7 protein-coding genes and 1 pseudogene are annotated in these 12105 nt (G+C 40.6%); 3 read left to right on the forward strand and 5 right to left on the reverse strand.

Annotation, left to right across the window (positions count from 1 at the left end):
* The 5 genes and pseudogenes from QM629_RS04000 to QM629_RS04020 form a co-directional block, all read right to left on the reverse strand.
* Positions 1–275: pseudogene (locus QM629_RS04000) on the reverse strand (sugar kinase); the annotation flags it as partial.
* 263 nt (positions 276–538) lie between these two features.
* Positions 539–2083: a SusD/RagB family nutrient-binding outer membrane lipoprotein gene (locus tag QM629_RS04005; protein WP_415157431.1), complete on the reverse strand. Its 1545-nt coding sequence runs from the start codon at positions 2081–2083 to the stop codon at positions 539–541.
* Between the two features lie 40 nt (positions 2084–2123).
* Positions 2124–5450 (reverse strand): SusC/RagA family TonB-linked outer membrane protein, encoded by a 3327-nt coding sequence (locus QM629_RS04010; RefSeq protein ID WP_415157433.1) that lies wholly within the window; start codon positions 5448–5450, stop codon positions 2124–2126.
* Between the two features lie 864 nt (positions 5451–6314).
* Positions 6315–6416 carry a hypothetical protein gene (locus tag QM629_RS04015; protein WP_415157435.1) on the reverse strand — a complete coding sequence of 34 codons (102 nt, stop codon included), beginning with the start codon at positions 6414–6416 and terminating at the stop codon, positions 6315–6317.
* 13 nt (positions 6417–6429) lie between these two features.
* Complete coding sequence (locus QM629_RS04020) at positions 6430–6987, reverse strand: hypothetical protein (RefSeq protein WP_415157437.1); 558 nt, start codon at positions 6985–6987, stop codon at positions 6430–6432.
* A 784-nt stretch (positions 6988–7771) separates the two neighbouring features.
* On the opposite strand from QM629_RS04020, the gene QM629_RS04025 reads away from it, so the two are divergent.
* The 3 genes from QM629_RS04025 to QM629_RS04035 all read left to right on the forward strand — a co-directional run bounded on the left by QM629_RS04025 (position 7772) and on the right by QM629_RS04035 (position 11808).
* Positions 7772–8062: an RNA recognition motif domain-containing protein gene (locus QM629_RS04025; protein WP_415157439.1), complete on the forward strand. Its 291-nt coding sequence runs from the start codon at positions 7772–7774 to the stop codon at positions 8060–8062.
* A gap of 75 nt (positions 8063–8137) precedes the next feature.
* Positions 8138–8875, forward strand: coding sequence for a fatty acid desaturase (locus QM629_RS04030; RefSeq protein WP_415157441.1), 738 nt, complete (start codon positions 8138–8140; stop codon positions 8873–8875).
* 527 nt (positions 8876–9402) lie between these two features.
* Positions 9403–11808, forward strand: coding sequence for an ABC transporter permease (locus QM629_RS04035; protein ID WP_415157443.1), 2406 nt, complete (start codon positions 9403–9405; stop codon positions 11806–11808).
* The last annotated feature ends 297 nt before the right edge of the window (positions 11809–12105 follow it).

Here is a 12105-nt window from a genome sequence, read left to right on the forward strand (position 1 = left end):
ACATGCTGGTCAACGGAAATGGCAACGATGTAAAAATTACCGGGCGCAAGGGAAAACATCTGCGGGCGGCGACCACCCGTGGAAACAGCGTACCCGTTTTCGATTATCCAATCATCGGCAATGAGCTCATTAAGCGCTTTCCCAACGATTGGCAGGCTTTTTTGGGAAATAGCCGAAATGTCGCTGATAGAAAGTTCTCCGCTAAAGAACAATTCTTTGACGATTCCTCTTTTATAAACAATAGACTTGTTCAAGCAGATTTGTGTGTGTTTCATAAAAGTAGAAAAATTTATTAAATTTCAAAAAAAACTTTTTTAAAAATTCAATTAACTCAACCTTACTTGGGTTAATTCTTTGAAATCTATACCGAAAACAGCAATTCTTTTTATTCAGGTTTATTTGCAAGTAAATTGGGTATCTTAAATTAAATCTTTTCAAAAAGGCCTCTTATGGGTCTGGCTTGGCCTCTTTAAAACGAAAAAGAAGGCCATTGCAGCCTTCTTTTTCAGGGTTTAGGGTTTATGATTTACATTCATTTTCAATTAACGTCCCAGAATATTTTTGTATCGCGGGTATCACTGGCTGAAACACTGGAATAATTGGTGTTATACAGGGTTTCAGTAGAAGGGTACAACAACCGTGTTGGCGGCTGGGAAGCAGATGAACCGGCTGTGTAAAAAGTGAGTGTCGGGTAACCTGTTCTTCTTAGCTCTGCCCAGGCCTGGCCGGCCTGTAATATGAAAAAATGCTCCCACTTCTGGGTGTAAATTTTCTCCAGCTTTTCTGTACTGGTGCCGCTGTAAGCTATGGCCGTTTTAGCCTCATAAGCCGTTATAGCAGAATCCGTGGGTGACGTAACGGTAGCATAAGACCCGGAACTCAGCACGCGGGACTGGTTAATATCGTAGTAAAAATCAATGGAGGCTTCTATACCTGCATAATAAGGCGTGGAGGCCGTACCCAGGCTCCACCGCTCGTAGGCTTCCGCTTTAAGAAAATCGGTTTCTGATGCAGTGAACAATACGCCGGGCACATTATAATTATACAAAAATGTTGCGGAATCGTATGTGGCATAATAACCTGCGGCAGTATCATATACGCCGGCTCCAGCACCCGTGGGGATACCCTTGTAAGAGTCTATAGGCTTATCCCAGAATACATCTGTACGGGGGTCTCCGTTCGCATCCATAACCGTATCGAGCAGGTAAGCGGGTGCATAAGGGTAGCCTTCTGTAAAGGCGCTCAGCAGGTTGCTAACGTAATCAGTGGGGCTCATATTGAACACTGCATTGTATTCATTATCATCAATAAGCGGGTATGTTGTTTCGTCTGCCAGCATGGTTGTAACGGCAGATTTTGCCGTTGCTTCGTCATAATTGGAAATGCGCATCAGCAGGCGCAGGCGCAGCGAATTGGCATAACGGCGCCAGTATGTAAGATCGCCTCCGTAAATCAGGTCCTGCGCTTCCACATCTGCTTCCACTGCCGATGTTAAGGAAACAGAAGCAAGATAAGTGTTAATGCTTGCCAGCGAATCTATTATGGTTGAATAAACAGTGGCTGCATCATCAAATGCGGGATTGGTGGCAACCCTGTCTGTATTAAGGGAACCGGCTTCGGAAAAGGGAATATCCCCCCAGAGGTCCACCATTTGCGCGGCCTGGTCGAACATTACAATTTTGGCCAGCTCAAGATATACATACTGTTCTTCCTGCTGTGTTTCGGTAAGCGCCGCATACGTGGTCTTCATTTCAAGGTACTGGTTTAAAATTCCCGGGCTGCCTGAATAAAAATCTGTCCACCTGTTTTCGCCATAGGTTGAATTGGGGATCCACATGCTGGAACTGGGATAGTTAACCGCAGTTTGTGCATTAACGGCTGTGGTTATCAGTATAAAAGTTCTGTAGTCCCAATACGTAGGATGTATGCGCTCGTTTAAAAACATAGCCGTAAATAAACGCCCCAGGGTGCCGGTGGTGGTTGACTCCGGGTCCAGATAATCATCCGCAAGTTGTTTTTTGCAGGAAGAAAACAAGCCGCCAAGCATTGCAACTAAACCTGCTATAATAAATAGTCGTTTCATAATTATTTGTTGTTTAATTCTGTTTTACTTTCTTTTTAAATTAAAAGCTTGCGCGCAGGCTTACGCCCAGGCTTCTTGTGGGTGCAGCAGCGCCGATATCAAAGCCCTGGCTAAGCCAGGAAGAACCTACTGCCGCCTCGGGGTCTATGCCATACGGCAGGGTTTTCCATAAGTAAAACAGGTTTCTGCCAATAACAGCAAACTGTATGTTTTGAAAATGAATTTTGTCAACTAATTTTTTAGGAAGGTTATAGCTTAACGTAACTTCCCTGAATTTGATATAGCTGTTTTTAAATACTGCCCTTTCATATAAGCCTGCTGTTTCCCAGTTGTAGGTGTTTATGTAATAATCAGCAGCTAAAATAACCTTGCTGTTTGTTTCCCCATCGGAGGTAACGCCTTTCAGTATAACGCCATCATGGCGGGTGCCTGAAGAGGATGCTTCATAATCTCCGGTAGCGTCATCAATAACATTATAAGCAATGCCCCCGTGCGCAGCATCCCTGTATTTTAAAGTGCTTTCATACATGCCGGCGCCAATCTGGTAGTAGGTAGGTATTGATACCAGGTCGCCCCCGATACGGTAATCCAAAGTAAAATCCAAACCAAAATTTTTGTAGGTAAATGAATTGGAAAGGCCGCCTACTACTTTCGGCATAATGTTGCCAACATATTTATAGCTGTCGGCATCAATGGTATAATAACCATAATCGTCTATAATGGCGTTACCATCATCATCTGTAGCAACAGGATGGGTATAAATATTGCCCAAAGCCGCACCTACGGCAGACCTGATGATTAAATAACCGCCATCCTGTGAGCTGTTAACAAGAGACGTGAGCCCGTTTGGCAGCGAGGTAAGCTTATTTTTGTTTATGGCAAAGTTGAAACGGGTGGTCCAGGTAAAGGCCTTATTGCGTATGGCATCATAGCTAAACGCAGCTTCAAACCCGTAATTGGTCAAATCGCCGTAATTGGCTAAATAATCAGTAGCGCCTGTGCTGGAAGGTGTTGTTACAGAAAGTATCTGGTCAGATACTTTATTGTTATAATAGCTAAAATCAATACCCAGCCTGTTATTCAGCATTTTTGTTTCAATACCAAATTCGGCTTCCCGCTTTTTTTCCGATCTTATCTCGTCGTTGCCAAAATCAGACCCGCCCATATACTGGTATAGAACATTTCCGTCATTATAGGTAATAGAACTTTGGGTATAAGCTACATTGGCCTGATAAATATTGGGATGGTTGCCCACCATGCTGTAAGAAGCGCGCAGCTTGGCATAATTAAACAGGTCCGGTAGTTTTACAGCATCAGACAAAATAAAGCCTGCGCTGAATGATGGATAAAAATAACTGTTGTTTTTCTCCGGAAGCGTTGAAGTAGCTTCATAGCGGGAAGTAGCGCTCAGATACAACAGGTTTTTATAATTGAGGTCGAATATGCCAAAAGCTGCTACATCTAATTGCTCGCTCCGGGTGGCGCTGGTAGTAACTGTGTTTGCAGAGTTATTAAGGCTAAACCAGTTTTCCGTTACCAGGCCGCCGCTGGTGCCGCTGGTTTGATAGCGGTATTTTTGCACTCTGCCCGTGCCGCCCGCAGAAAGGGTAAAATCGAGGTCTTTGGCAATTTTGTTATTATAGGTTAATAATACATCCCCATATTTTATGGCATATATATTATTGCTTATGCCATAATACCCGGTTTTGCCAACTGATACAGGCTCGGTGTTCCTGTCTTCTTCAACAGTGCTTAAGCTGGTAAAATCACCGCCCAGGCGCCCGCGGAACTTCAGCTTATCGGTAAAAGCCACATTCAGGGTTGCACTGTTTATAAACCTGTTTTGGGTTTCATTATAGCTTTGCGAGTAGGCGCTCCAGAAATAATCCAATAAGTTGGTTGCCCTTATATTGTAGGTAAATGTTTCATCTTCGGCATATTGGGGAGAGGTCGTATAACCCACATATTTATAGCCCTGGCTGGTTTTGTATAACCGCTTATACGTATCCATATCATCCATGCGGCTGAAGAAACCCGCATAAGAGGCAAATAACTGGTTGAGCATCTTAGTGCGGTTATGGGTAAAGTTGATATTGTAGGTAGATATAATGTCCACGCTTACCTTATCGCTCAGCTTTAAAGTGGCATTCAAATTAAAATTATTCTTATTAAGATTGCTGCCCGGCATTATGCTCCGGTAGTCCATCCTTGTATAAGAAAACCGGTAGCTTCCCTTATCGCTTGCATTGGATATGGCAACGTTAGCATTGGAATTATAGCCTGTCTGGAAAAAATCCAGGTAATTGTCTTTTTGCGCCACATACTTACGCGTGGTGCCATCCCAGTATTTTACATCACGCCCGTCGAACTTGGGGCCAAACTCCTGGTAGGAACGGTAGTAAGGATGCACAGAGCCATCGGTGTCTGTAATCCAGCCGTCCGCGTCGTCTGTAATGCCATTGGATACATTTGTATAAGTACTGTAACCCGGCCCGTATTCGTTTTGATAATCAGGGCCATAGGCCACTTTTTCCTGGTTTATTACATAGTTAAAGTCAACGCCAAGGCCTTTGCCTTTTTTGCCTGATTTGGTAGTTATTACTATTACGCCGTTCGTAGCTTCTGAACCATACAGGGCCGAAGCGCTGGCGCCTTTCAGTACGGTAATGCTGGCAATATCTTCGGGGTTTATATCAAGCACACCATTGCCGCTGATACGGGAATTGCTCCAGTAACCATCATTGTTGGCATTGCTGCCTAAATTGCCTTCCAGGTTATTATAAAGCCTTATAGGCACGCCATCCACTATGTACAAGGGCTGTGTGTTTAAGTTAATAGACGAAATGCCACGCACCGTTATGTTTACAGCGCTGGAGGCGCCGCCCGGCGCAGTAGTTACCTTAACACCGGCCGCCTTACCATACAAGGCGGAGGCAAAGTTGGTAGCGCCGCTTTCGGTTAGATCTTTCGCCCCTACCGTGGCTACGGCATATCCTAATGACCTGGCCTGCTTTTTAATACCAAGGGCCGTAACCACCACTTCGCCCATGGTATTAGAGCCTCCCTGCATAATAACAGACACATTTGTTTGCTCCGCCCCTACAGGAACTTCCACAGGGTTATAACCAATATAGGTTACTTCAAGCGTAACATTGCCTGCCGGAACAGCAATCTTAAAGCTACCATCCGCAGCGGTAGTAGTAGTTGCCTTACCGTCTTTCACTTTAATTGTTGCAGCAGCCAATGGCTGATTGGCAGAGTCTTTTACAGTTCCGGTCAGGGGCCTTGTTTGTGCGAAGCCCTTCATTGACAAAAAGAGCAACACAAATAATAACCCAAACAATTGTGGAGGATGATACTTTCTCATCTAAGTTTAATTTTAAAGTTTAAAAGATTCACGATAGTTATGAAGTGTAGCTTTACAGTCAGTTCGTAATAATTTATATTAGAGACTTATTTTGCTATCAGGGCATTTTTAATCCATTTTTCGCTGCGCCATTATTCTCCGGGATTTTAAATCATGTGCCCATTTTTATAATTAGTTTTTTAAATGTTTTAAAAAACAATCAGCAGACTTTTTGGAACCAGGCAGAAGACATTGGCTTGATAAAAAGTTCTCTGTTTTCTTATCAGAGAACTTTTTATAGGCAGTTAGTCTATCCAAAATTAATTATTTTAATTTTTTGGTAAAAGTACGGAAAGAAATAAAATTTACAAAAAACTTTACATTTTTTTTTGTAAAGTGCAAGGTATATATACAAAAAAATATAAAAGAATACCTTCGTATAAGCGAATGCTACTCTATTCTTAAGAGATTAGGGTTATTAATGCATTGTTTATCACTAGAAGGAAGGACAAGTTGGAAGACAAATTGGCTAAGCCGGAAAAATAGGCAACAGACGACATTTGAAGGGCATCCCGTTCACTGTCTTAATATGCCAATAAAATATTATTTGAGATACTGTCATGTCAATTTAAAATTGTCTGATAAAGTTTTTTAATTTTATCCTGGCTTTGTTATTGGTAAACTGCCAATTGATTTTTGCTTCTTTCTTATTTCGCTCTTTTTTTTGACGAACAATTCAGCATAATCATCAGCCACAGCGGAAATCGAAACTGATTGATCAGGCAGATAGTGGTATTCAAAGTTGAATAGGTTAAATGGCAACGGATGAACGGTGATATAATGGTTGTGTTAACGGAGCAGTTCCGCCACCGCAAATACCTTGAACTAATCGGTCATATCTATCCCCGCAATATGACGGATAGCATTATGCGCACTGAGCCGCTGGTCGTCCACCAAGCTAATGTAACCAATCCCGGCCTTGGCCATACAGTCAGCCGCTTCACCGCCGATTGCCCCAACTCCGGATATGTTCACCGCTTATTTGCTTCATTGCAAGTATTCCTTTTTCTATGCCTTTATTGGGGCTTAGCAAACCAAACGTTGTTAGCACCTGTTTATGCTGAAGATTATATTTTGTTTTCAGTTCGTTTTTATCTACAGTGCCGGGAGGATGTGTTCCGTGGCGTATAAGAACAATCTTATCTGCGTTTATATTATAATCTTCTTTAAGTATGCGAACGGATTGTTTGGTCATTACAATTACCTTAACGGCAAGCATAGCAATCGATTTAACAATGCTCCATCTTTTCGCCGCCGGATTAGGAAGCACTGTATGAAAACGAATAACGAAAGGTTTTTCAAGCATTGATAAAAAGCCGAGTAAATATTCTCCGAGTTCACCTCCGTATAAACCAAATTCATGTTCTATACATACGAACCTGATGGCTTCATCAGCATTAATATCCATTGCTGTTTCAATGTACGATTCTTGTTCATAGGCATCCCAAATACCGGTTACCGGGTATTTAAACAGGGCTGAATTGCTTTCTTTATCCAAAGCATAGTTTTCAATAAAAATGTTATCCCCAATCTTATTTTTAACGGCGCAGATAAGATCATTTGTAAAGCTGGCTATCCCGCATTGTTTTTGGCGGAAAGGTGCTTACAAAAAGGATTTTTTTCTTCAAACAAACTGGTATCATAATTTCATATTTAAAAAGTTACTGGACAGGGCATAAAAAATCAGAACCTTATCCGGGTAATTTATAGATTAGTGCATCAACTATTCGTCATAAGACATTCACAGGAAAGAAAATAAGAGAGGCATATTTAACGATGAATGAGTACAGAGAGAACTTATTACCCTTTGATAATATGGATGCAGGTAAATATAACCTAATTAATCCATAAGGCACGATATTATTTAAAGGGGTGGTTTATTAAGAAGATAATTTTAAGCGTGCTGTTTATGCAGGTAAGCTTTCTTACATAAACATAATAGCATTTACATATCCATCGGCGGAAGGCGCTTTTTAAAGAGTGACGGTATTAAACTATATATTTTAATTGGCTGGAAAATAGACCGCGCTGTTATAAATTCATTTTGAAAGCTATTGCGCAGGTCTATCAGTGTGATTAAGGCCTATCTGGTTACATAAGTTTTGCTGTCTTAACAAAGTTTATTGTTATTCTTCCTTTTAAAAGATTACTTTCGTTTTAATTGAGCTGTAAAAGCATACTTTAGATAATTTTATTTTTTACTTGCCAAAGTAAATTTTATCCTTCTCTCACTTTTGTTTCTACTTCCTTCAAGTATTATTAATTTAAAAAAAATTGTTTTTATGAACATGTATGTTTCCAATTTAAGTTTTCACACCAGTGAAGAAGACCTTAAAGATTTATTTTCAAAGTATGGCAGTGTTGATTCTGCTAAAATTATCATGGACAGGGAAACCAATCGTCCCCGTGGTTTTGCCTTTGTAGAAATGCCTTCTGAAGAAGATGGTAATGCTGCATTAAATGGCCTGAACGGTAAAGAGATACAGGGCCGTGCGCTTTCTGTTTCAGTGGCCAGGCAAAGAGAAGAAAGGAGTGGCGGAAGAAATTCATTTTCACGTAACCGTTTTTTTTAATTACCAGATTTATAAATAAACTAATTGCAGGCGTATAAAAAGTACGGCCTGCAATTTTAATTTCAGCTATATACTATGTTGATCATTATTCTGTTCTTTTTTACACATTGGTTTCTTTCGCTTTTTTTTCATTCTTTTTTTCTGCACCGTTATGCATCCCATAAAATGTACACCACATCTAAAACATGGGAAAAGTTTTTTTATTTCTCTACCTGGCTTGTACAAGGTTCTTCCTTTTTAGTACCAAGCGCCTATGGCATAATGCATCGTATGCACCATGCCTACAGCGATACAGATAAAGATCCGCATTCTCCCCACTTCTTTAAAGACATATGGCGGATGATGATCCATACGGCAAACATTTTTCATGCTTTGGCAACAGGAAAAAACAAGCCTGCCCCTGAATTTACAAAAGAGTATCTGCCCTCATGGAATAAGCTTGATAAGCTTGGTCATAGCATGATAACAAGGATACTATTCGGATTGGCTTATACTTCAGTGTATATTTTGTTTGCGCCAAACGCATGGTGGTTTTTGCTATTGCCTATTCATTTTTTAATGGGCCCTATTCAGGGCGCTATCGTTAACTGGTGTGGCCATAAATATGGGTACAGTAATTATAATAACGGGGATCATTCAAAAAATACGTCGCCGTGGGGTATATTATTGATGGGTGAATTGTTTCAAAACAATCATCATCATGCCAAAAACAATGCAAATTTTGCACGCCGCTGGTTTGAATTTGATGGTACCTATTTAATCATGCTGTTAATGCACAGGCTTACTGTTATCAAGCTTAGGCGAAGCGAATAATCGTCTGAACCAGGATTGGGGGGGATTAAAGGATGAATGGGATTATATAAAAATCGCCGGAGGCGATAGAACAAAGCTGCGAGGCGTCCTCGCCTCGCAGAGCGTGAGCATGAATAACAAGAAGTGAATTGTCAGTTAATATCGCTTACTTAAGGTTTAATTTCTATAACTCAATATGCAATAATCAATGCTCAATGTTCAAGTGTAAATGTCCCGAAAAATGAATATTGAGTGTTGAGCATTGAATATTTGTCTTAAGTAAATGATATTGATTCACGCTTGACGAAATAAAAACCCCAAAGCCCATTGCTTGCAGTCTGAAGCTCATAGCACGCAGATACTTCAATTGTACGCTTATACAATATTACTGTACGATTTCGAACATTTGCTTTCAAACGCATCTGTCTAACTCATTGAAAACAAATTAGTTTATTGATGGCATCCGGATTGTTTAAAAAAAGATGAAGTAATTGGTAGTCCCACTTTAACCAAAAACAATATTTATTAATTCAATAATTCCCAGTGTCATGTTCAGCAATTATGTAAAAACAGCATGGCGAAATATTATTCGCGGCAAAGGGTTTTCTATTATCAATATTATGGGTTTAGCCCTTGGGCTGGCCTGTAGTTTAACGATAATGCTTTGGGTAAATGATGAAAAAAATGTTGATGCATTTCATACAAATGGCAGGTATTTATACCAGGTATATGAACGTAATTATTTTGATGGCAGGGTAGATGCCGGCTATTCCACACAGGGCCTGCTGGCGGAAGAATTAAAAAGAACCGTTCCTGCAATTCAGTATGCAAGCGGGCTTGAATCAGCAGCGCCGCCAGGCAGCGGCAATACATTTGAAGTACCTGCCCGACTGAGTCATTCAGGTGAGGGGGAAAAGATAGCAAAGATGAACGGCATGTTTGCCGGGGAAGATTTTTTTAAAATGTTCAGCTATCCTTTACTGAAGGGCAATACAATAACTGCATTAAAGGAACCCAATACCATTGCCATATCAAAGCACATGGCGGAATTTTTTTTTGGCAATGCATCAAACGCCATCAATAAAATAATCCGTTTTGATAATAAGGAAGATTTAGAAGTAACGGCCGTGTTTGATGATGTGCCTTCCAATTCATCATTACAATTTGATTTTTTAAGAACATGGACAGATTTTGTGCAACAGAATACCTGGGTGCATAACTGGGGTAACACCGATCCACAAACATTTATACAATTAAGGCCCGGCGCCGATGCAGCCAAAGTACAGGAAAAAATAAAAGACTTTATTTATAACTATCGTGAAAAAGATAAAAGCTTTATAATGCAACTGGCGTTGCAACCTTTTGCTGAAAAATACCTGCATTCTAATTTTAAAAACGGTTATTTGGATGGAGGAAGGATAGAATATGTAAATCTCTTCAGCATTATTGCTGTTTTTATTTTGCTGATTGCCTGCATCAACTTCATGAACCTTGCCACGGCGCGTTCTGCAAAACGGGCAAAAGAAGTGGGCGTAAGAAAAGTTGCAGGCGCTTTGCGTTCCACATTAATCGCTCAGTTTATTGGCGAAGCCATTATGCTCACGCTTATCTCCATCATCATTGCAATACTGCTGTCTGCATTAAGTTTGCCGGCATTTAACCAGCTTACAGGCAAACAATTATCGTTACCATTTAACCAGTCTTCTTTCTGGGTTATTATACCGGGTTTAATAATAGTTACAGGATTTGTTGCGGGCAGTTATCCTGCATTATTTCTTTCATCATTAAAACCCGTGCGTGTTTTAAAAGGCAGTTTAAAATTTAGCTGGAGTGCAACTTTCTTTAGAAAGGTGTTGGTGGTTTTCCAGTTTGCAATGAGTGTGTTTCTGGTGATTGCGATGATGGTTGTGTATAAGCAACTCAACTATATTCAAACAAAAAACCTGGGTTACGACCGTGATAATCTTGTTTATATTCCCATTGAAGGCGATCTTGTAAAAAACTATGAGATCTTTAAGCAAAAGGCTTTATCAAATCCGGCTATCGTGCATGTTTCCAAGATGCGCAATTCACCCACTGCAATCTTTCATCATACAGGCGATATAGGCTGGCCCGGGAAAGATCCAAACCTGACGGTATCTTTTGCCGACGGTGTTGTGGGTTATGATTTTGTGAAAACAATGAACCTGCAAATGCAGCGTGGCCGCGACTTTTCAAAAGATTACGGAACCGATTCTATTGGTTTATTATTGAATGAAACAGCCGTTAATAAAATGGGTTTAAAAGACCCTGTTGGTAAAACAATTACCTGGGGAAGGAATGAAGGCAAAGTAATTGGCGTGATGAAAGATTTTCATTTTAATTCATTGCATGAAAGCATTGAACCTTTAATTATGCGGCTTGATGAGAACTGGAACTGGGGAACGATCTTAGTGCGCATCAAGGCCGGTAAAACAAAAGAAGCCATTGCTTCACTGCAGCAATTATGCAGGCAATTGAACCCGGCATTTCCCTTTACCTACCAATTCTCCGATCTTGAATATGCCAAATTATACGAAGGTGAAGCGGTGGTAAGCAAGCTTGCCAATATTTTTGCTTTTCTTGCCATATTCATATCCTGCCTTGGTTTGTTTGGCCTGGCCACATTTACTGCAGAGCAGCGCACGAAGGAAATTGGCGTGCGCAAAGTATTGGGTGCATCTTCATCCAGCATTGTAAAATTATTATCGGTCAGTTTTTTAAAACCGGTAGTGCTGGCATTTTTAATTGCCTTTCCGGTGGCATGGTGGGCCATGCACAACTGGCTGCAGGATTATGCCTATAAGATCAACATTAACTGGTGGATGTTTGCCATTGCAGGGTTGCTTACAATAAGTATAGCTTTAATAACGGTGGGCTATCAAAGCATAAAAGCGGCATTGGCAAACCCGGTGAAGAGTTTGAGAGCAGAATGAAATACGTGAATCGTCAATCGTGAAACGTGAAAGCTTGTGGCTCAATTACTTCAGGATAGCCGATTGCAAAGCCAGTTACAAAATCTGGATAGTTTACTGCGGACAAGGATACGGTTGATATATTGGCACAAATGGAAACGGGAGAAAACGTGGATGCGAATTTGCAAAGGTTAAACCCTAACTTGGATAGACATACGTATTAGGAAGATTTTTTCTTTTAAAGCCCTTGTTTTTTCAAGGGTTTTGATTTTATTTGTAATACGTAAAGTACGTACTATGTCCAAACATTCTTCTTCT

The organism is Parafilimonas sp. (assembly GCF_047606085.1).
Lineage (GTDB): Bacteria > Bacteroidota > Bacteroidia > Chitinophagales > Chitinophagaceae > Parafilimonas.

Excerpts from the sequence above, each read along its gene's own strand:
- QM629_RS04030 (WP_415157441.1), top strand. The coding sequence starts at position 8,138 with ATGTTGATCATTATTCTGTTCTTTTTTACACATTGGTTTCTTTCGCTT.
- QM629_RS04005 (WP_415157431.1), bottom strand. The coding sequence starts at position 2,083 with ATGAAACGACTATTTATTATAGCAGGTTTAGTTGCAATGCTTGGCGGC.
- QM629_RS04015 (WP_415157435.1), bottom strand. The coding sequence starts at position 6,416 with ATGGCCAAGGCCGGGATTGGTTACATTAGCTTGGTGGACGACCAGCGG.
- QM629_RS04035 (WP_415157443.1), top strand. The coding sequence starts at position 9,403 with ATGTTCAGCAATTATGTAAAAACAGCATGGCGAAATATTATTCGCGGC.
- QM629_RS04010 (WP_415157433.1), bottom strand. The coding sequence starts at position 5,450 with ATGAGAAAGTATCATCCTCCACAATTGTTTGGGTTATTATTTGTGTTG.
- QM629_RS04025 (WP_415157439.1), top strand. The coding sequence starts at position 7,772 with ATGAACATGTATGTTTCCAATTTAAGTTTTCACACCAGTGAAGAAGAC.